Origin of the sequence: Rhodococcus sp. IEGM1428 (assembly GCF_050321865.1) — a bacterium.
Lineage (GTDB): Bacteria > Actinomycetota > Actinomycetes > Mycobacteriales > Mycobacteriaceae > Rhodococcoides.
The window spans coordinates 749,277-769,034 of sequence record NZ_JBNQFW010000001.1 but is presented as its reverse complement, the minus strand read 5'-3'; the positions used below and the strand labels follow the sequence as shown (position 1 = coordinate 769,034).

Annotated in this window: 18 protein-coding genes; 8 read left to right on the top strand and 10 right to left on the bottom strand. The window is 65.4% G+C overall.

The genetic code is table 11. The features are described 5' to 3' along the window. Positions 1-44 precede the first annotated feature (44 nt). The gene (locus tag ACQR3T_RS03540; RefSeq protein WP_032378069.1) at positions 45-449 is read left to right on the top strand and encodes a DUF5319 domain-containing protein; all 405 of its coding nucleotides are present in this window, start codon (positions 45-47) and stop codon (positions 447-449) included. A gap of 97 nt (positions 450-546) precedes the next feature. Here ACQR3T_RS03540 and ACQR3T_RS03535 read toward each other — a convergent pair whose 3' ends face one another. The 3 genes from ACQR3T_RS03535 to ACQR3T_RS03525 form a co-directional block, all read right to left on the bottom strand. After that, the gene (locus ACQR3T_RS03535) at positions 547-1,560 is read right to left on the bottom strand and encodes an anti-sigma-D factor RsdA (protein WP_428692541.1); all 1,014 of its coding nucleotides are present in this window, start codon (positions 1,558-1,560) and stop codon (positions 547-549) included. Continuing rightward, the gene (locus tag ACQR3T_RS03530) at positions 1,553-2,131 is read right to left on the bottom strand and encodes a sigma-70 family RNA polymerase sigma factor (protein ID WP_032376740.1); all 579 of its coding nucleotides are present in this window, start codon (positions 2,129-2,131) and stop codon (positions 1,553-1,555) included. Before ACQR3T_RS03530 ends, ACQR3T_RS03535 begins: the two co-directional genes overlap by 8 nt. Before the next feature lie 135 nt (positions 2,132-2,266). Next, positions 2,267-3,094, bottom strand: a complete 828-nt coding sequence (locus ACQR3T_RS03525) for a hypothetical protein (RefSeq protein ID WP_428692540.1) — start codon at positions 3,092-3,094, stop codon at positions 2,267-2,269. A 669-nt stretch (positions 3,095-3,763) separates the two neighbouring features. Here ACQR3T_RS03525 and ACQR3T_RS03520 point away from each other — a divergent pair. Then, on the top strand, positions 3,764-4,057 hold the full coding sequence (locus tag ACQR3T_RS03520) for a WhiB family transcriptional regulator (protein ID WP_027496361.1): 294 nt from the start codon (positions 3,764-3,766) through the stop codon (positions 4,055-4,057). Positions 4,058-4,136: 79 nt separating this feature from the next. Here ACQR3T_RS03520 and groL read toward each other — a convergent pair whose 3' ends face one another. Both groL and groES read right to left on the bottom strand, forming a co-directional pair. Further along, on the bottom strand, positions 4,137-5,750 hold the full coding sequence (gene groL / locus ACQR3T_RS03515) for a chaperonin GroEL (RefSeq protein ID WP_032376738.1): 1,614 nt from the start codon (positions 5,748-5,750) through the stop codon (positions 4,137-4,139). A 97-nt stretch (positions 5,751-5,847) separates the two neighbouring features. Further along, complete coding sequence (groES, locus tag ACQR3T_RS03510; protein ID WP_008718149.1) at positions 5,848-6,147, bottom strand: co-chaperone GroES; 300 nt, start codon at positions 6,145-6,147, stop codon at positions 5,848-5,850. A 529-nt stretch (positions 6,148-6,676) separates the two neighbouring features. On the opposite strand from groES, the gene ACQR3T_RS03505 reads away from it, so the two are divergent. Then, positions 6,677-8,395: an Hsp70 family protein gene (locus ACQR3T_RS03505; protein WP_428692539.1), complete on the top strand. Its 1,719-nt coding sequence runs from the start codon at positions 6,677-6,679 to the stop codon at positions 8,393-8,395. Here the strand turns inward: ACQR3T_RS03505 and tsaD are convergent. The 4 genes from tsaD to ACQR3T_RS03485 all read right to left on the bottom strand — a co-directional run bounded on the left by tsaD (position 8,380) and on the right by ACQR3T_RS03485 (position 11,944). After that, positions 8,380-9,414 (bottom strand): tRNA (adenosine(37)-N6)-threonylcarbamoyltransferase complex transferase subunit TsaD, encoded by a 1,035-nt coding sequence (gene tsaD, locus ACQR3T_RS03500; RefSeq protein WP_032376736.1) that lies wholly within the window; start codon positions 9,412-9,414, stop codon positions 8,380-8,382. The genes ACQR3T_RS03505 and tsaD overlap by 16 nt on opposite strands. Beyond that, positions 9,411-9,902, bottom strand: coding sequence for a ribosomal protein S18-alanine N-acetyltransferase (gene rimI / locus ACQR3T_RS03495; RefSeq protein WP_032376735.1), 492 nt, complete (start codon positions 9,900-9,902; stop codon positions 9,411-9,413). Before rimI ends, tsaD begins: the two co-directional genes overlap by 4 nt. Beyond that, positions 9,899-10,567 carry a tRNA (adenosine(37)-N6)-threonylcarbamoyltransferase complex dimerization subunit type 1 TsaB gene (tsaB, locus tag ACQR3T_RS03490; protein ID WP_032376734.1) on the bottom strand — a complete coding sequence of 223 codons (669 nt, stop codon included), beginning with the start codon at positions 10,565-10,567 and terminating at the stop codon, positions 9,899-9,901. The genes rimI and tsaB overlap by 4 nt, the downstream gene beginning before the upstream one ends. Before the next feature lie 93 nt (positions 10,568-10,660). Beyond that, positions 10,661-11,944 carry a DUF7373 family lipoprotein gene (locus ACQR3T_RS03485; RefSeq protein WP_155293029.1) on the bottom strand — a complete coding sequence of 428 codons (1,284 nt, stop codon included), beginning with the start codon at positions 11,942-11,944 and terminating at the stop codon, positions 10,661-10,663. Between the two features lie 219 nt (positions 11,945-12,163). Between ACQR3T_RS03485 and ACQR3T_RS03480 the strand changes: the two genes are divergently transcribed. Then, on the top strand, positions 12,164-12,715 hold the full coding sequence (locus ACQR3T_RS03480) for a hypothetical protein (protein WP_032376732.1): 552 nt from the start codon (positions 12,164-12,166) through the stop codon (positions 12,713-12,715). A gap of 97 nt (positions 12,716-12,812) precedes the next feature. Here ACQR3T_RS03480 and ACQR3T_RS03475 read toward each other — a convergent pair whose 3' ends face one another. Further along, a complete protein-coding gene (locus ACQR3T_RS03475; RefSeq protein WP_155293028.1) occupies positions 12,813-14,045 on the bottom strand; it encodes a DUF7373 family lipoprotein in 1,233 nt (410 codons plus the stop codon). 194 nt (positions 14,046-14,239) lie between these two features. Here ACQR3T_RS03475 and ACQR3T_RS03470 point away from each other — a divergent pair, with 194 nt between their 5' ends. Genes ACQR3T_RS03470 through ACQR3T_RS03455 form a run of 4 tightly spaced genes read left to right on the top strand, consistent with a single transcriptional unit; the run spans position 14,240 to position 19,718 of the window. Continuing rightward, a complete protein-coding gene (locus ACQR3T_RS03470) occupies positions 14,240-16,120 on the top strand; it encodes a dynamin family protein (RefSeq protein ID WP_428692538.1) in 1,881 nt (626 codons plus the stop codon). After that, positions 16,117-16,581, top strand: a complete 465-nt coding sequence (locus ACQR3T_RS03465) for a hypothetical protein (RefSeq protein WP_428692537.1) — start codon at positions 16,117-16,119, stop codon at positions 16,579-16,581. Before ACQR3T_RS03470 ends, ACQR3T_RS03465 begins: the two co-directional genes overlap by 4 nt. Next, positions 16,582-18,027, top strand: a complete 1,446-nt coding sequence (locus ACQR3T_RS03460) for a dynamin family protein (protein ID WP_428692536.1) — start codon at positions 16,582-16,584, stop codon at positions 18,025-18,027. After that, positions 18,024-19,718 carry an Hsp70 family protein gene (locus ACQR3T_RS03455; RefSeq protein WP_052070113.1) on the top strand — a complete coding sequence of 565 codons (1,695 nt, stop codon included), beginning with the start codon at positions 18,024-18,026 and terminating at the stop codon, positions 19,716-19,718. Before ACQR3T_RS03460 ends, ACQR3T_RS03455 begins: the two co-directional genes overlap by 4 nt. Positions 19,719-19,758: the final 40 nt, after the last annotated feature.

The following is a 19,758-nucleotide window of genomic DNA, read 5'->3' as shown; positions in this document are numbered from 1 at the left end:
CGAACGGCTGGCGCAGACCCACCAGTCCTGCGTACCGTGGAGGCGTGCGCGATCAACTGCCTCCCGGTTTACCCCCGGACCCCTTCGCCGGAGACCCAGCCGACCCGTCGGCCGCCCTCGACGCCATCGAGCCTGGCCAGCCCCTGGACCCTCAGGAGCGACTGGCCGTCGAGGAAGACCTGGCGGACCTTGCTGTCTACGAAGCACTGCTCGGCCATCGCGGCATCCGCGGTCTGGTCGTGTGCTGCGAGGACTGCCAGCAGGACCACTACCACGACTGGGACATGCTCCGCGCGAACCTGTTGCAGCTCTTGGTCGACGGCACCGTACGACCGCACGAGCCGGCCTACGACCCCGTTCCCGACGCGTACGTCACCTGGGACTACTGCCGCGGTTTCGCGGATGCATCGATGAACGACGCCCTGCACGGCGACGGTTTCGACAGCTGAGTTACGGCCCGACCTCCGCAAGACGAAGAAGCCCGACACGATGATCGTGTCGGGCTTCTTCGTTGGCCGGGGACGGATGGTGCCGTCCGGTTTCCGCTCAGCTTCCGCCGGACGGAACCGACATACGATCGCGGTTCTCCGACGAACTGCCACCGGCGGTAGCCGTCGGTTGATTCGGGTCGGGAAGGACCGTCGGTGCGACGTCGGTCGTTGTCGGACTCGGACTCGTCGTGGTAGGCGGCACCACGGGCGTCGATGTTGCCGGGCTCGGTGTGACCGGAACCGCGCTGGTGTCCGGAGTGACCGCATCCACCGGAGCCTGCGGGGCGACGGGGTCGGGGCTGGGCACGGGAGCGGGCACGGCCGGCACGGGCGCAGGTGGTACCGGCGCGGGCAGGGTAAGTGCCTGCAACTCCTGAAGCAGACGCGCCAGCCACTGGTCCAGCTCGGCGCGCTGGGAATCGTCGAGCACAGCAGAGGTGCGGTTCGATGCACCGTCGAGCAGAGCCCGAGCGGCATCGGCATCACCCGACGACAGCAGGGTTTCGGCCTCCTGCAGCTTGGACGTGGTATCGATCTGCGCCACAGTCGAATCCGCTTGCTCGGAGAAGACGACGGACTTGACGCTCCACAGCGGATCGTCCGGCGTCGAGTTGTAGGAGATGACCACAAGGCCACCCATCACCACGGCGATCGCTGCGGCGGCACCGGCGATGGGACGCAGCAAACGCATCCGTCCACCACGATTCGCCGAGCTCCTCCGCGCCATGTCGGCGGCGAGCTTCTCGCGTTCCACCGAGGCCACGACCAGGTCGAGGGAGGGGCCGACGGGCATTGCCGGCGACACCACGTCTGCTCGCCAATTGGCGAGTAGAAGGGCGAGTTGATACTCGTCTGCGTCATCGGTAGCAATCGGTCCGTCACCACTGATCGCGTCGATGAACGCATCATCACGACGTACGGCGACGAGGTCCACGGGACCACCGTCTGCGCCGATGTCGGCATAGGGATCGTTCTGCTCCGGTCCAGTGGGGTTCACGTGCTCACCGATTCGCGAGATTCCGCGACGCGGGGTCTCACCGGAGCCACCGTGACCATTGTCCCTAGCCATACATTTCACCTGCTCTCACAACTTCGTTCTTCAGTTTTGCGATAGCTCGGTGCTGAGCCACGCGGATAGCGCCTGCAGTGCTGCCGACGGCGGCTGCTGTTTCCTCGGCCGACAGTCCGACGATGAGTCGGAGCACCAGAATTTCGCGGTGCTTGGCGGGCAAGGTGTCCAACAGTGCAGTCATCTGTCGACTCGACTCGGATTCGAGAGCGCGTTGCTCCGGTCCGTGTTCCATCGACACGACATCTGGTACTTCGGCGGCCGGGTCCGATTTGTTACGCGAGGCGCTGCGATGGGCGTCGGCGACCTTGTGAGCCGCGATGCCGTACACGAATGCCATGAACGGACGACCTTGGTCCTGGTAACGCGGCAAGGCGGTCATGACTGCCAAACAGACCTCCTGCGCCACATCGTCGGCCGATAGCTGACCGCGTTCAGCCGATCCGACTCGTGCCCGGCAGTACCGGACGACGAGTGGTCGGATGAACTCCAAGACCCGGGACAGAGCCAGTCGATCGCCTTGCGCTGCGGCAACGACGAAAGAGTCCAACTCCTCACCCGCTGTGTTCATCGTCGACAATTTTCCCCGCGTTACAGGTACGCACCCGCCTGGGAGCGCTTCCACGTGGTGTGGAACGTGACCAAGGATAGCGACACCACCCCGAACCAACCGAACCACGCGGTCCGTCTTCGACCGCGGTCCTGGTCAGTCGATCGACGAACCACCCCGACGATCGATCGCTGACGCGAGATCGACAGAGGTCACCATCCCTGCGTCGACTGTTCCGGTTCCTTCGCACAGCATCGTCGCGGCCCAGCGCAACGGCAGCAGGCCGTGCATCGCCGCAGCGCTGGCCACCTGGACCGCCGAATCATGCGCGCGGCCGGTCTGCCCTACGCAACTCAGCGCGGCCGCCAGGATCAGGTCCGTCTTGATGCTGTGGCGTAACGAATCGGCATCGTTGGCGAGAGCTCGCGCGGATTCGGCGTGTCGGACGGCTGTCGGGCCGTCGCCGCGCACCATCGCCAGTTCGGCAGATACCCACGCAGCTCGCAGAGCCGGACGCCACAGCTGATCGCCGTTCGGCCCCTGCCGATGCTTCTCGCTGCGCGCGAGCAGGGTCTGCGCCAATCCGAACCGCCCCGTGCCGAGCGCATCGGCGGCGAGGCCGATCAATGCATCGCTGCGGGCTTCGGCAGAGTCCCTCGATCGCGGAGGTCCTACGAGACCGACGAGAAACACCGCTCTGCCGTCGAAGCGGCGTGCCCGCTCGTGCCTACCCAGTTGACGCAGCCATGACGCTCTGGTCGACGCGTGCAGCGACTCGAGTTCCAGGCTGTCCGGTCTGTACCGCCGCAGCTCGACGTCCGCCGCGACGTATCGACCTTGCCCGGCCAACGCCACGCTGCGGTACCAGCTCTCGCGGGGACCGGTCGCCGCGGGGAGCGGAAATCGGCCGGGATCCGGACCGAAAGCGACGTCGAGGAGGTCGGAGGGCGTCACGGCTGACCGCGAGATCTGCTCTGGTGGCACGACGCAAGGGTAGGGCCTTTGTGCTGCGCCGAGAACCACTCGGTGTGGCGAGAATTCGTACTCGATCTCAGCACCGGATGCGGGCTCTTCATTCCGTGCACGAATTGCAGTTTTCAAGGAATTAACAATGTAAATAAGACCGTTCAGGAAACGGCAATCTGAACGCTGTGTAGCGAATAGGTTAAGCGCCGCACCGAAACGGTGAACCGTGCCGAGAAACCTCGGCGGTCGTTGCCCGGAGGCTCGGCCCTGAACACGCAGTTCCAGAGGCCGACACCGCACGCCGAGTGCAGTGCAGTTCCGACCGAGCCGACCAGCCTGCACCGAACGAACCCCTGGAGCCTTCACAGGACCCTGAACAGCGAGAACATGGACGAACGCCAGGAGGAATCGCCCGCACGACGCCGCAGTTTCGGCCACTGATCCCCAGCGTCGACGGGACGGATACCGAGCCGTCCTCTCCCTATCGTCTCCCGTGTTCGCGGATTCTTCAACAGGAGCGGCACGCACGTGGTGAGGTCCAAGTAAATATCGCCCGTGTTAATTCTTGGCACCATAACTATGCATTTGCCCACGACGAAGAACTATTGACTGGATTTCGTCGACCCACATAACGTTGTCGGCATTCGGATCACGAATCCGAGAAGCCACACCACCCTAGGAGTTTTCATGCCGCAGCCGAATCACCTCCCTGGGCCGAACGCCGACATTTGGGATTGGCAGATGCACGGCCTGTGCCGTGGGGTCGACTCGTCCATGTTCTTCCACCCGGACGGCGAGCGAGGCCGCGCACGGGCACAGCGCGAGATGCGCGCCAAGGAAATGTGCCGCAGCTGCCCCGTCCTCGCGCAGTGCCGCACGCACGCTCTCAACGTCAGTGAGCCGTACGGCATCTGGGGCGGAATGTCCGAAACCGAGCGAGAACTGCACGCCCGGCACAACCGTCGCCGTATCGCGGTCTAGTCGACGCGACCCTCACGCACACATGCCGAAGCCCCCAACCCGATACGGGTTGGGGGCTTCGTGGTAGTTCTACCGAACGTCAGTGAGCGTGACCGTGCCCGGCAGCAGGCTCAGCGGCCTCTTCCGGCTTCTCCACGATCGAGCTCTCGGTCGTCAGGATCATCCGAGCAACCGACGCAGCATTGACCACAGCGGAACGAGTCACCTTCACCGGATCGACGACGCCGTCTGCCAGCAGGTCACCGTACGTCAGGGTCGCGGCATTGAATCCGTGTCCCTTCGGCAGCTCGGCAACCTTGCTGACCACGACGGAACCGTCGATGCCGGCGTTGGTGGCGATCCAGAACAGCGGCGCGTTGAGCGCAGTGCGCACCACGGCGACTCCGGTCGCTTCGTCGCCGGTCAGGCCCAGATCATCGGCCAGCGACAACGCTGCCTGCGTCAGAGCGGAGCCACCGCCGGGAACGATGCCCTCTTCGACGGCCGCCTTGGCTGCTGCCACTGCGTCGTCGACGCGGAACTTGCGTTCCTTGAGCTCGGTCTCGGTGGCTGCGCCGACCTTGATGACGGCGATGCCGCCCGAGAGCTTCGCCAGACGCTCTTCGAGCTTCTCGCGATCCCACTCGGACTCGGTGTTCTCGATTTCACGACGCAACTGGCCGACGCGAGCATCGATGTCTTCCTGGGAACCCGCACCGTCGACGATGGTCGTGTCGTCCTTGGTGACCACGACACGACGAGCGCGCCCGAGGAGCTCGAGGCCGGCCTCCTTCAGGCTCAGACCGACATCGGCAGTGATGACCTGTCCGGCAGTCACGACGGCGAGGTCGTCCAGGAATGCCTTGCGACGATCACCGAAGAACGGTGCCTTCACGGCAACGGCCTTGATGGTCTTGCGGATCGAGTTCACGACGAGCGTCGAGAGAACTTCGCCCTCGGTGTCCTCGGCGAGGATGAGCAACGGCTTGCCGCTCTCGGCCACCTTCTCCAGCAGGGGAAGGAAGTCCGGAAGCGAGGTGATCTTCTCGCGGTAGAGCAAGACGTACGCGTCTTCGAGTACGGCTTCCTGCGTGTCGACGTCGGTCACGAAGTACGGCGAGAGGTAGCCCTTGTCGAACTGCACGCCCTCGGTGACCGAGAGTTCCGTGAGCAATGTCGAAGACTCTTCGACGGTGACCACGCCGTCGGCACCGACGCGGGTGAGCGCCTCACCGACCAGTTCGCCGATCTCGGGGTCACGCGAGGACACGGTGGCCACCTGAGCGATGGCCTGCTTGCCCTCGACCGGAGTAGCGGCGGCGAGCAGCGCCTCGGCAACCTTGTCGGCAGCCTTGGAGATCCCGACGCCGAGTGCGATCGGGTTCGCACCGGCGGCGATGTTCTTCAGTCCGCCGCGCACGAGAGCCTGCGCGAGAACCGTCGCTGTGGTGGTTCCGTCGCCTGCGACGTCGTTGGTCTTGGTGGCGACACTCTTGACCAGCTGCGCGCCCAAGTTCTCGAACGGATCTTCCAGGTCGATCTCACGAGCGATCGACACACCGTCGTTGGTGACGGTCGGTCCGCCGAATGCCTTGGACAGCACGACGTGGCGTCCGCGAGGTCCGAGAGTGACCTTGACTGCGTCGGCAAGCTTGTCGACGCCGCGCTCGAGTGACCGGCGCGCTTCCTCGTTGAATTGGATTTGCTTTGCCATGTTTCGGTGTTACTCCTTCGAGTAAAGAAACTCGATCGAACGCACACCGCCCCGGCACCGACACGAGATCGGCTTCCGGGGCGGGATGCGTTGTGGCCTACTTGGCGATGACTGCCAGCACGTCGCGTGCCGACAGAATCAGGTACTCCTCGCCGGCGTACTTGATCTCGGTGCCGCCGTACTTGCTGTAGATGACGGTGTCACCTTCTTTGACGTCGACCGGGATGCGGTTGCCCTTTTCGGTGACACGGCCTTCGCCAACGGCGACGACGGTGCCTTCCTGAGGCTTCTCCTTGGCTGTGTCGGGGATGACCAGACCGGAGGCGGTCGTCGTCTCGGCCTCGTTGGCCTGGACGAGGATCTTGTCCTCGAGCGGCTTGATTTTCACGCTCGCCACGTTGAGCCCTCCAAAGTTATGGGGTACGCGTCCGGGGTCGGATCCCCGGACAGCTGTGTGTAAGTACTTCTCGTGCGGTCCTGACAAACGGCTCGAACTCGTTCCCGTCGTCGCGGGTGCCGGGACTTCGCTCGATGCCAACTAGCACTCTATACACGAGAGTGCCAGCACTCAAGGGCTGGGTTCGCCAGATTCGAGTCGACGCGGGCATGGACGGTCGTCCGCTACTGACGACGCGCAGTTTCTCGGACCCCAGCAATCGGAAATCGCAGAAAATCGGGCCCCGAAACGCCGATGCCGCTACCGATTTCCGCGTTTTTCCGGCTGCGCCCTCGTCCACCGAAAGGCCTGGTGAACCACCCCGAGAAGCATCCCGATAACCGACCGCACGGAATATAACGCTCGCATAAACACCGGAAGTAACGTTACGATAACGGGGCTGTCCGAACGATAACGATCGACAGCTGTGTCGCGACATGAGGCACAAGGCAGTCGAACCGGACAGGCAAACAGGGGCGGGAGGTGCACCATGCGGGTAGGAGTGGGAGTGTCCACCGGATCCGAGGTCGTGTGCGCAGCCCTCGTCACTGTCGACTTCGACGGCAGTCGCACGGTCGAGTATCGGACGGTATCGGCCGATCGCCAGGCGAACACCGATATGGGTGAGCTCGTCACCTCGGCGATCGAGCTCATGGCATCGATGGTTCCCGGACATCGATCACCCGACGCCATCGCCGTCACCTACCGCACCGAAGAGCACGCCGCGGCAATTCGCGGAGCGTTGGCGCACACCACCCGCGACGTTCGGCTCGTGCCCGAATCCGCGGCGGCAGTTGCGCACCTGGCGACCACCGGCCTGATCGACGGCTACGACACGATCGCTCTGGTCGATCTCGGCGCGTCGGGCCTGTCGGTCACCGTCACCGACCGAACGGCTGGAACGGTATCGGCGCACGGCCGATCGGACGTCGTCAGCGGCAACGCACTCGACGCTCTCGTCAAGAATCTCGTCCAGGACATGACCCGTGACAACCTCCGCGACGACATTCGCGACGACCGCGGAATCGGATCGGCACGGTACCGATCGATCAAGGAACAGCTCTCCTGCGAGGACGAAGTACGGATCGAGCGCTACAGCGGGGTACCGCTGACCGTCGGCCGCAGTGAATTCGAGACCGCTGCATCGCCGCTCCTGCGCGAAGCAGCCCTGTTCGTCCGCAGAGTGTTCGACGAGAGCACCCACGAACCCGAGGCCATTGTGCTCATCGGCGGCGGTGCCCACATCCCGCTGCTGGCCTCGTCCATCACCGACATGTTCCATGCCCGCGTCATTCGCCTCCCCGAGCCCGACGCCGTGCTCGCCGTGGGAGCGGCCGCGGTCGCCGCATCGGTGACCGACACCGACTACCCACTGGTCTCGGCTGCACGCCGAACCGCAGGCCGGATGAGTCGCTACTCGGGAGCGATAGCTGCCGCCGTCGTCGCGGGCGGACTGGTGCTCGCCTACGGCCTACAGACGATGACCCCGGCAGACGACCCGAGTGTGTCCCCTGCCGGCAGCGCGACGAACCCCGTGGCCGGCTCCGGCGACTCGGGACGACCCGTGGCCGAAGGTTACTCGCCCGGTGACACGTCGACCTCCGCCCGCAGCTCGGGAGATCCCGTCGGGCCCGCAGCAACCACGGTGGAGTCGACGGATTCGTCGTCCGGGCTCACCACGTCCACGGCACCGACCACCACGCCGACGCTGCGACCTGCTCCGGACCTCCCGCGCATCGAATGGCCGGTCGGTCCGCCGCCGGAGTCGTCGTCACCCGGAGCAGGCACCGGCGTCACCGTCGTGCCGCCGACACCGGTCACCCCCGAGCCCACGACGCCCGCACCGACCACCACTGCACCTGTCGAGCCCACCGACCCCGATGGGGGCGAGACCCCCGGTACGACAACGCCGTCCGGCCCCACCGAGCTCAGCCCCGGATCGACACCGCAACCCTCGGCCGAGGCCGTGCCACAGAGCGGTGTGGAACCCAGCCGTGTGGAATCCAGCGGTGTGGAACCGACCGAATCGATCGCGGTTCCGACGACGGTCGTCCGCGGCTCCGATCCCACTCCCGAACTGACGCCTCCGCCCACCGTGTGGTCGCCACCGCCTGCGGTGTCCGGCCAGAGCGTCGAACCCCGCACATCACAGGAGACGGCTGCGCCGCGAATCTCCGAGCCCGTTCCCGACGTTCAGCCGGGTACCTGACTGGTCGCAACCGACAGACCGGGATCGGTCACTGCGGTGAGTGCAGACGGCGCAGCGCCGCCGGCGACGAGATGTGCACCCAGGGCTGCAATCATGACACCGTTGTCGGTGCACAGCCGCGGCTTCGGTATTCGCAGTGTCAAACCCTGCTCGGCACAACGACTTTCGATCAACGACCGGATACGCGAGTTGGCCGTGGCACCCCCGCCGAGGACGATCGTGTCGACATCGACGTCGGTTGCCGCACGAACCGCCTTCATCGTCAACACATCGGCGACGGACTCCTGAAACGATGCGGCGATGTCAGCTACCGGAACAGGATCGCCTGCGCGTTGCCTGGCCTCGACGAATCGAGCGACCGCGGTCTTGACTCCCGAGAACGAGAAGTCGTACCGGGCATCGCGGGGGCCGGTCATTCCCCGGGGAAACGCGATCGCGGACGGATCACCCTCGCGCGCAGCAGCATCGAGAGCAGGCCCGCCCGGGTAGCCCAATCCGAGTAGTCGCGCGACCTTGTCGAAGGCTTCTCCGGCGGCGTCGTCGACCGTCGTTCCGAGCTCGGCGATCGGCCGAGACAGATCGTCGACGTGCAGCAGATGAGTGTGCCCACCGGAGACCAGCAGCGCAACACACGACGGCATCGGACCGTGTTCGAGCGTGTCGACCGCGACGTGCCCACCGAGGTGGTTCACCGCATAGAAGGGCACGCCCCACGCTGCGGCGTACGCCTTGGCAGCAGCGACCCCGACCAACAGCGCCCCGGCCAATCCCGGCCCGATCGTCACCGCGACGGCGTCGGGACGATCGATGTCGGCCGCTGCCAGAGCTCGCCGCATGGTCGGCACGATGGCTTCGAGGTGTGCCCGGGACGCCACCTCGGGCACCACTCCGCCGTAACGGGCGTGCTCGTCGACGCTCGATGCCACCTCGTCCGCCAGCAGCTCGCACTGTCCGGCGTTCCACCGGACGATCCCGACTCCCGTTTCGTCGCAAGAACTTTCGATACCCATGACGATCATCGGGCTGATCCTTCGGTTCGTTCCGGCCGACGCATGGTGAAGGCGTCGGCTCCGCTCGGCTGGTAGTACTCGGCCCTGGTACCCACGATCTCGAACCCCTCGCGTCGGTACAACTCGATGGCAGGCTCGTTGTCGGTGCGGACCTCGAGAAAGACCGGTCCACCGTGCTCGTCGGCCGCTCGAAGCAATTCGCCGAGCAGTCGTCCGCCGATCCCTCTGCGGTGATGAGCAGGATCGACGCCGATCGTGTGCACCTCGGACTCACCGACCACGAACGCACCGCGGCTCGGTTGCCCCAGTAGGGCGATGCCTGCGTAGCCGACCACCTCGCTGCCCTCGCGCGCCGTGACGTAATGATTGTGGGGCGCAGCCAGTTCCGCGACGAATGCATCCTCGGACCACGGGTCGTCGCCCTCGAAGAGGACGGTCTCGAGGTACGCGCACCGAGGAGCGTCCTGCACGGTCATGGGCTCGATCGATACCGTCATTGCCGGGCCTTCGCCGCGGCGCGCTCGTCGAGTGTCTTGGCATCGGGGCGGCGCAGATACAGCGGAACGAGCGGACCCGGGACAACTCCACTCGCGATATCGGCCGCCGCGACCTGGATCAAACCGGCCGGTGACGGTGCCTGCACATCGCGAATCGGAAGGTCGAGCAGCGCGGCATGCGGACCGGAGCCCGCGACCGCGTCGACCCCGAGACGGTCGAGTTCAGCGGGTGCCAGAACGTCGGGTCCCGCTGTGCGCGCCCCCGCTTCGTACCGGGCCCAATAGATTTCGCGACGCCGCGCATCGGTCACCACCAGCAGGGACCCTGGTTCGGCAACCTCGGCCGCGATGGCGTCGAGGCCGCAGACCCCGTACACCGGCAGCCCGAGCGCGTCACCGAACGCCGCTGCCGTCGCCATTCCCACCCGCAACCCGGTGTAGGGGCCGGGCCCGACGCCGACGACGACGGCATCGAGATCGGCCGCGGTGATGTGGGCCTCCGTGAGGCACTCGAGAATATTGGGCGTCAGGACCTCCGCGTGCGACCGCGCGTCCACCCGAACTCGCGAGGCGAGGGTTTCGACCGAAACACCGGCGGCCTCCGTCAGGCGCACCACACCTGCGGTGACGGCGGGGGTCGAGGTGTCGACGGCAAGTACAAGCACGAGGGTTCAGGTTACGCGTCCGCGCGTCCAGGTACGCATTCCCGTGGTGCGCGGAACCTCGCCTCCCTGTCACGAGGTCCGCGCACACCGATGTCAGGCGACAGCGTCGAGAATCATGTATTGAGCGGTGATCCGTTGGTGTGCCGCCAGTTCGTCGTCCTTGGTGTCGACCATCGCGGTGTAGCGACCGACGTGCACTCGGCACCGGATGGTCGTCTCCGTCGTCGATTCCTTGGAAATGCACGACGATCCCGGAACACCGGGGGCGGGAGCGGATTGCTCGTAGACTCCGTCTTCGAGATCGCCGTCGTTCATGGCCTGGTAGAGCTTTTCCGCACCTTCTGCGTCCGCGCTGCGGTAGACCATCGAATCGTCGATCGCAACGCGATCGGTGCCGGTCTCGTCCAATACCGCATCGAGGTCGCCGCTGACGGTGAAGTGTTTGAGACCGCGTGCCCCGTACACACTGAGCTGGTTGACCGAGCGCTCCTCGGCCGGAAGCGTGAGAATCAGGACCTTGTCGACGTCGATGGGCAACGAATCGAACTGTCCGATCGGCGTGGCCGGGAACTGGTCGAGCAGCGTTCCCTGCTCGTCGACTGCACGGGCGATGGTTCGGGCGGCCCACTGTTCGTCGCCCGAACCCGAGTACCCGTTGACGTAGATGACGAAATCCCCACGCGCGGTCAGGGTGTTGACCGACAAGGCGTCGTTCTGGGTGTTGGACGACGCCAAGGTCTCCGGAAGGACATCGATGGCAGTCTCGGTGTCGGCCGGTCGGGGGGTCCCGGTGTACTGATCGGGTGCGCCCTCGGTGATCAACACCTCGTGTACGTCGCGGGCTGCGTCGGCTGCGGCAGCCTCGTCGGGAAATCTGAGCACCGAGATGTTCAGCACGTTGGCGCTCGTCGCGCGGCCGACGGGATCGGCTGCCGAATCGGGCGCAGTATCGGAGGATCCACCGGTGGAGAATCCGGACAGCATGCCGGCATCGGTGAGGATAGGAACGGCTTCCTGCGGCAGGATCAGGTCGGTGGCCTCGGGACCTTTCAGGACTCCGAGCGTCGAATTCTTGCCCAGGGCGGAGTCGATGGCCGAGGGCAGGGCAACATACTCCGCCAGGCGTTGCGCCTCGATCATGTAGCCCTGTGTTTCGTCCCGAACCTGTGCGTATTCCGCCCGAGGCCACGTCCTGTTCTCACCGGGATCGAGCTCACCCTCCGCTGCCGTCACCCCGCTGTCGGTATTCTCGCCGGAGGCAGTGGCCTCTGCGGCACCTGTGTCGGGAGTCGATCCATCGGTGTCCGATCCACACCCCGCCACCAGCGCCAGGGCTGCTGCTGCCGCAATCACACCGGGTCCCAATCGTCTTCTCATAGCTGTCCTTTCGCTGCGTCGGACATCAGACGCGGCGTCGCGCCACAATGTTCCCGCCGCGACGACCCCACGATTCGATCGCCGGTCACGGGAACAAACAGCGATCGGTCGACGTCCGATCGCTGCATCGTTCGGTGTTGCACAGTCTCCGCAGTCCGGACGCATCGGCTACCGAGCACAGCACGATTCTTCGATACACATGACGATTGGGAGAACACGATGACGGACTACGGACACTATTCACCTGCATCACCGAACCCGGCCGACCCGGAACCAGGCGCAGGACGCGGCAAGAAGCGTGCACTGATCGTCGGAGCGTCGATCGGTGTCGTCGCGGTCGCTGCGGTGGCGGCCGCGATCGTGATTCCCGGTCTCTCCGATCCCGAGGACACCGACACCGACGCCGCACCCGCGGCCGTGGTCGATCAGGACAGGGATGCGCAGGACATCGATGCACTCACCTCGCAGTACCTGAGCATCCTGGGCTCGAACGGCGGACCCGACGGGTTGGCTCCGGTGCGGTGCGCCCAGGCGATCGAACGGGCCGAGAAGGCACCGCAGCCCACCCCGTTCCCGGACGGAACCGACATGGTGGTCGCCGAGAAGTTGACACAGAACTTCTACGGGCCCGATCACGCCACCGCACGAGTGGTGGTCGGTGCCACCGTCGACGGTGCCCCCAGCCTGGGCGGCGGCGATGGAACCATCCTCGGCCTGGACTACCTGAGGGAGAACGGAACATGGAAGGTGTGCCGCGTCGACCCGCAGTAGCGACACGGTCACACTCTCGACCGCGACGAACGGCCCCGGATCGACAGACTGGGGCCGTTCTTCGTCGCTGCCGTTCCGAGTTACTGCAGCCCCGCGGTCAGGACCCGGTCGCAGTGTCGAGAACCAGATACTGAGCCGCCGTCATCCGATGGGCCTTCGTTTCGTCCTCGAGCGTGGACAGCTCGGCGGTATAGCGATCCTTGTGTATCAGACATGCCGTCTGCACCCCGACGGTCGTGTCCTTGGACAGGCAGCTGGAGTCGGGTACGCCGGGAGACCCGGCCGAGGGCTCGAATCCCATGTCGAGGTATTCCTGTTTCAACATGTCGTACATGACGGCGGCCCCGGACGCGTCAGCGGATCGGTAGACGTTGGTTCCGTCGGTGGCCATCCGATCGCTGTTCGACTTCTCGAACTCCTCGAGCGTTTTGGTCGAATCGGTCGAGGTGTGCGCTGCGCCACGGGCGCCGTACACCGCGCGCCGGTCGCGGTTCGCATTGTCCGCGTCCTGTTCGAGAGTCAGCACCAGTACTCCGTCCTCGTCGATCGGCAGTTCGGTGAACCGGTCCGACGGGGTAGACGAAAACCGGTCCAGAAGCGTCCCCTGGCGGTCGACGGCCGTCGCGATCGAGCGCGCGACCCAATCCTGCTGGCCTTCGGGCGCAGAGGCGTCGACCGAGATCACGTAGTCACCTCGCGCGGTGAACGAATCGCTCGACACACCGCCCAGTGCGGTGGGCTTGGAGGAGACGAGGGTATCGGGCAGAACGTCGATGGGAGTGGCCACCGCCGCCGGGCTGTACTCGGTCGGGAGGTAGGACTGCTCGAGCAACCCCTGCGCGGCACGCCGAGCGGACTCCGCGTCCGGAAACCGCATGACCATGAGATACAGCGCATTTCGGGTACCCGGATCCACCCCTGGCTCGTCAGCTCGGTAACTGGCATTGGAGGCGAATCCCAACATCATGTTCTCGCGAGCCAGCACATCGACCTGACCGTCGGTGTACGGGACTCCACGAACGGAGTTCGCTCCGGCGAACGCTCCGGTAGTGCCGCTGAAGTTGTCCAACAGGCGGGGATCGACTTCGCTGGGCAGGACGACGAATTCTGCGAGCCGTTGGCCCTCGATCACCCGCCCCTGTGTCTCGTCACTGACCGTGCCGAACGGTGCCTGAGGTGTCGTGCGAAAGTTCCCCGGGTCGATCTCCCCGGGGGCAGCGGCCTCGCTGATCGCCTGTCCCGACGCGTTCGACGGGCCGTCGCCACCGGAGGAGCAACCCGTCACCAGCGTCGCTACCGTCAGCGTTGCCAGTACCGATCGTGTCCACATCGAACGCATGGTATGCCCTTCTCGAGAGAATCGAAGTCGGCGATCCGACGCCAGGAATCGTGTCATTGTTCCCGCTGGGCAATCTCGAGTTGCCCGGGAACAAAACCGCCGGCCCGAGCGTCGAATGCGCGTCGGTCGTTTCGCCGAACGACAACCGCACACGCCCGCAAGAGAAAAGAACGGAGCGCCGATACGTGTCCGAGACCGCTACACCGTCGTTGCCGGAGCGCCGCACGGGTGCCGGCTCGGATGCTGCCACCGCGAAGACACTCGCCGGGGCCACCAAGATTTTGAGGATGTACGGATTCGAGGCCACGGCCGCGCTGGCCGAGGAGAAGTCCGCCACGGTCGATCGGAGACAGAGCGTCGTCGTGGTCGGTGAGATCAAACGCGGCAAGAGCTCGCTGGTGAATGCTCTCGTGTCGAGCCGTGTCTCGCCGGTCGGAGTCGAAGCGACCACGTCAGCGTCGCTGGTCTTCGTCCCCAGCGAACCCGACCGCGGCCCCGGGACGGCCGAACTGGTGTTTCCCGGTGGCACTCGTCGGGTGAGCATCGAGGAGCTACCCGAGTGGGTGACCGTGAACGGTTCGCACGTGCGTGATCCGGCAACTCAGTCGCTTCCCACCCGCGCGCTCGTTCCGGTCGCGAACTCACCGATGGGAGATGTTGTCGTCGTCGACACGCCGGGCTCGGGGGGCTTGGATTCGCTCGCCGCCCAGCTGTCCGTTCAGTCGGCGCAGCAGGCCAGCGTTCTGGTCGTGGTCAGCGATGCCAGCACCACGCTCACCGCACCCGAGATGGACTTCGTTCGGGACGTGGCCTCGACGGTCGACTCCGTCATCGTCGTCGTCAGCAAGACCGACAAGAACCTACGCCGCTGGCGAACGGTGGCCGACGAGAACAAGCGCCTGCTCCACAAGCACCTTCGGCGTTCGGTTCCCGTAATCGGAGTGTCCAGTGTCCGCGCGCTCGTGGCGCAGGAAATGGTCGACGATCAGGCGCGACGGCGCGGCGAAAAATCTTCGGGAATCGTCGAGCTTCGGCAGATGATCGCGGCCGGGTTGGGCGACGGCACCGAACGTGGTGTCCGAGACGGCCTGCGTACTGCGCTCGAAGGTCTACGCAAGGTCCACGCCAAGATCACCGCGGATATCGGTATCACCGAACAGGGCGCGAATGCTCTGCCCGAGTTGACCGCTCAGCGAGACCGACTGCAGGAGCTCAAGGACACCAGTGCGCAGTGGGAGCAGTGGCTCGGGCGCGACCTCACGCTGGCCCGCCAACGGGCGCTGACACATCTGGACGGTGAACTCGATCGCGTCCGAACGAAGTGGACGACACGAATCAACAAGTCCGGCATGGAAGTACTGCGGAAGAACCCACAGGTGTTCACCGCCGAGATCGAGGCCGACCTTTTAGCGGCCATGACCGGCACCGTTCGCCTGTTCCTCGACGAATTGCGCCGTGTCGCAGAACCGTTGTTCGAGTCACCCAGAATCTGGGAGCAGATCGAGCACAACATCGCCGAATCCATGTCCGGTGAATCACTCACCACGGGTGAAGTTGCGAGCAAGCGTCAAGGCCTGCTCGATCCCAGCATCTTGTCGATGGGCATGATCGGCACCTCGATGCTCGGTGCACTCATCGGGGTCGGAGCGGTGGCCGGAGTGGTCTGGATCGGCGTCAATCTCGGATACAAAGCGATGCGTACCGGCAAACAGAACCTGTTGAACTGGCTGCGAGAGACGACCGGAAGCGCCAAAGCCAGCACCGCACGCATGCTGGAGGCCGCGCTCGCACTGGGCCGGCCGGAGATTGTCGTACGCTACCGCGACTACATCCGAACCTCCATCGATACTGTGCAACAGCAGATGTCCGACGCCAAGGACGCTGCCCGTCTCGATGCCGCCGGACGAGACGCCACCCTCAAGCGCCTGTCCAACAACCTCAGAGTCGTCACTGCCACGATGTCCGAGGTCGACAATGCGCTCGTTCGGTCGGCCGGTCGTAGCTCGGAATCGGCATCCCCTGTCTCGCCCATCCCCGACGCCACCGAAAGCGAGACGAACTCGTGAACATGTCGACCGCCTCGGCGCTGATCGCCGCCGCGCTGCTACTCGGAGCTCTCGTCGGCTGGTTCGCTCACTCGAGGGCCGCCGGCCCCGACCGCCGACAGGCACCCCACGACCCTGCACTCGATCATGCACTCCCCCATCATGATTCGCCTGCTTCCGACGGATCACCGGACCGCCGACTGGTCGATGCGCTCATCGGTGTGCACGACCTGGGTGACGGGGTATCGGCAACCGATCGCATTTCCGAGGAGCTGCATCGGGTGGGTGTCGTCCGGTTGGACGCGCAGCCAGGAACACTGTTCGATTCGAGCTCGCAGAAGGCCGTGCACAGCGTCGCTGCGCCGACTCCCGATCGGGTGGGCACGATCGCCGAGGCAGTCCGGCCGGGGTGGGCCGGTCCCGGCGGCATCATTCGGTACACCGAGGTATCGGTGTACGGACCAGCGTCGGCAGGTGCCTAGGTGAACGTGCAGCAACCTTCCGCAACACCGCTGGCCGCACGCAACATCGAGATGCGCTCCGTACTGGACCGTGGGCTGCACGGACTTGCCGCGCTGGCACCGGATCTGGTGCACGAGGCCAACCGGATAGGAGCCATCCTGTGGGGTCCGCCGCGAATTGTGGTGGTGGGCCGACTCAAGGCAGGCAAGTCGACCTTGGTCAATGCGCTCATCGGTGCACCGATCGCGGAGACCGCGGCGCTCGAAGCCACCAACGTGGTCACCGTGTACGAGAACGGAATGCCCTCGCGCGCAGACGTCGTGACCCCGGACGGCCAGCGTCGGGCAGTGGAACTGAGGCAGGGATATCGGGCGGACCTGGGAATTCCTGCCGCCGATGTCGCCTACGTGCATCGGTACCTACCGTCGGAAGCGTTGTCCGACATCACGCTCATCGACACACCGGGTCTGGCAACTCTGACAGTGGAGAACGAAAAGGCCACACATCGGGCGCTCATCGACGGTTACGAGCAGACCCGCAACGCCAGTGTCGATGCCGACGCCGCGATCTTCCTCTTCGACTCGACCCCGCGCGCCGACGAGATGAAGTTCTTGCAGCAGTTGGGGTTCACGCCACTGAACACACTGGGTGTTCTGTCCCGAGCCGACGGTTTCGGAGAAGGAGCTCTCGGCCGCATCGATCCCATCGAGCATGCCAGGGCTCACTCGGTGACGTTGGCGGCCATGTTGGCCTCCTCGGTCGCGACCGTGATTCCGATTTCCGGACTGCTGGCCGAGACGTCCCATACCGGTCGTGTCACCGAATCGGATGCTCGCGCTCTACAGCGCGTGGCGCACCTGAATCCGCTGGAACTGTTCGACCTGTTGGAATCCGACGACCCCGCTCCGCTCGATCCACCGACCAGGGATCGACTACTCGACCTGATCGGTGAGTACGGCATGGTCGGTGGACGAGCCGCTGCGGCCGGGGGTGCGTATGCACTGAGCCAGTGGCTGATCGCCAGGTCGGGGGTGGACCCGCTCAGAGGCGTCCTGCACACCGCGCTCCGTGACTTCGCCACCCTGCACAGAGCGAGTCGTGTTCTCAACGAACTGGATTCACTGGCGTTCACGCACAGCTTCAGAGACCGGATCAGGGCGATCACCGACACCGTTCGACGCGATCCGGCCCTGCAGCCGGTACTGCTGTTCCAAGCACTGCGCGGCATGCTTCTCGCCGACGACTCCTCACCGGTGGTGGGCGAGTTGATGCGGGTGCTCACCGGACGGAACAACTCCGAGCGCCTCGGACTGGACGTCCACGCCCAGCGCGCACAGGTCGTGGCCGTGGCCAGCGAGCGAATCGATTGGGCAGCAGGGCGCTCGATCTCGGCCGGAACCGCCGCCGAGGATGCTGCTCTGGGAGAACTGCTACGTCTCTACACCACGATTCGGAGCACGGCATGAACGACCCGACACACCCCGAACCCACTCCGAGTTGGACTCTGTCGATCGACTTCGGCACATCGAACACCGCTGCGGCCCAACGCTCTACACGACGCTCCGGGGTCGAGGCGGTGGCGCTGACCCACCAGGGAAACCTGATGCCCTCATCGGTGTTCGTCGACGGTCCGGATCGAATCGACGTAGGCGATGTAGCGCTCAACAGGGCGCAGACGGCCCCGGCTTCCTTCATCGCCTCCCCCAAGAGACTGGTCGCGCAGGGCAGCGTTCGAGCTGCAGGCCTCGATCTGCCGATCGCGGTTCCGATCGCCGCCGTTCTGCGGTCGGTGATCGATCGGGCAACTACGTACCGTCGGGGACAACCTCCAGCGGGCTTGATCCTGACCCACCCAGAGGCGTGGTCTCCTCGCGAAGTCGCGGTACTGGAAGAAGCGGCGAACCGGGCCGGCTACGGCCCGGGTTCGGTGTCCACACTGTCGGAGCCGCGAGCGGCGGCCCATTTCTACAGTCGCAGTGAGTATCTCGAGCCGGGTACGTCGATCGCCGTGTTCGACTTCGGCGGTGGAACCGTCGATGTCGCCGTCTTGTCTGCCACTGCTCGCGGCACCTTCGACGTCGTCGCCGCCCGCGGCGACAACGGTTTGGGTGGCAAGAACCTCGATGCGTCCGTTCGCCGGTGGGTCGATCGTCGACTCGACGACGAGAATCCGGAATTGTCGCGCTTCCTCCGCACGGACGCGGCACTGCACACGCTCCGAACCCTTGACGACTCCATCCGCCGCGCAAAAGAGCTGCTGTCGTCCACCGAGTCGGCCACCATCGCCATCGGCGACAGTCGAACCGATCGCCAGCACATACTGACTCTCGAGCGCGGAGAGTTCGAGACGATCATCGCGAACGAGATCGAACGTGCGGTCGCTCTGACGCACGCCACCCTCGCGGAGGCACATGCACTGACGGGCAGTGCGGTGCACGCGCTCTACCTCACCGGGGGATCGTCCCGAATACCTCTGGTACACCGTGCCCTCCACTCCCTCGGTCACCCGATCGCGACGCTCGACGATCCGAAAACGGTGGTGGCTCAAGGAGCGTTGCTCGCACTACCCGACCGGCTCGGCGCCGCACCGGTGGCGGGATCCCACGCCTTTTCCGGTGCGCCGAGCACCCAACCGGCACCCGTCGTCGGTGGTGGGCCCGATCTGCCGATCTCTCCTGCACCACCTGCGCGCGGTCGTGGGCGGCTGGTGGCCGCGGCAGCGGGCACGGTCGCCGTGGCCGGTGCCGTTATTGCCGCAGTGGTACTCGCACCGTGGGATTCGACCGACCCGGTGCCCAGCACGGCGAGCGGGCAAGACGACACCGCGGCACTCGAATCGGTGACCAACGACTACCTCGATGCCGTGGCCGACCACGACGATGCAGCGATGACCTCGTTCTGGTGCGCAGCGAACAGGGAGAAGCGGGCGAGCACGACACCCTCCCCCGCCCCGGCCTCCTCGACGGGCGACCTCGAACTGACGGCTGCCGAATTCATCGGTACATCGATCTACGGGGACAAGGCCAGCACCAGAATCCGCCTGAAGGCGACGGTCGACGGTGAGCCGAGCACAGAAGAAGGGGACGGCGAGATCCTGGCGTTCGATTTCGGTCGAGAAGAGGGCCAGTGGCGCATCTGCCGACAGACGATCCAATGACTTCCACCGGTGCAGCCGCATCGACCCCTGACGATATCGA

Coding starts and splice junctions, on each gene's coding strand:
- ACQR3T_RS03535 (WP_428692541.1), bottom strand. CDS start 1,560: ATGGCTAGGGACAATGGTCACGGTGGCTCCGGTGAGACCCCGCGTCGC.
- ACQR3T_RS03530 (WP_032376740.1), bottom strand. CDS start 2,131: ATGAACACAGCGGGTGAGGAGTTGGACTCTTTCGTCGTTGCCGCAGCG.
- ACQR3T_RS03520 (WP_027496361.1), top strand. CDS start 3,764: ATGCCGCAGCCGAATCACCTCCCTGGGCCGAACGCCGACATTTGGGAT.
- groL (WP_032376738.1), bottom strand. CDS start 5,750: ATGGCAAAGCAAATCCAATTCAACGAGGAAGCGCGCCGGTCACTCGAG.
- ACQR3T_RS03505 (WP_428692539.1), top strand. CDS start 6,677: ATGCGGGTAGGAGTGGGAGTGTCCACCGGATCCGAGGTCGTGTGCGCA.
- tsaD (WP_032376736.1), bottom strand. CDS start 9,414: ATGATCGTCATGGGTATCGAAAGTTCTTGCGACGAAACGGGAGTCGGG.
- rimI (WP_032376735.1), bottom strand. CDS start 9,902: ATGACGGTATCGATCGAGCCCATGACCGTGCAGGACGCTCCTCGGTGC.
- ACQR3T_RS03485 (WP_155293029.1), bottom strand. CDS start 11,944: ATGAGAAGACGATTGGGACCCGGTGTGATTGCGGCAGCAGCAGCCCTG.
- ACQR3T_RS03480 (WP_032376732.1), top strand. CDS start 12,164: ATGACGGACTACGGACACTATTCACCTGCATCACCGAACCCGGCCGAC.
- ACQR3T_RS03475 (WP_155293028.1), bottom strand. CDS start 14,045: ATGTGGACACGATCGGTACTGGCAACGCTGACGGTAGCGACGCTGGTG.
- ACQR3T_RS03455 (WP_052070113.1), top strand. CDS start 18,024: ATGAACGACCCGACACACCCCGAACCCACTCCGAGTTGGACTCTGTCG.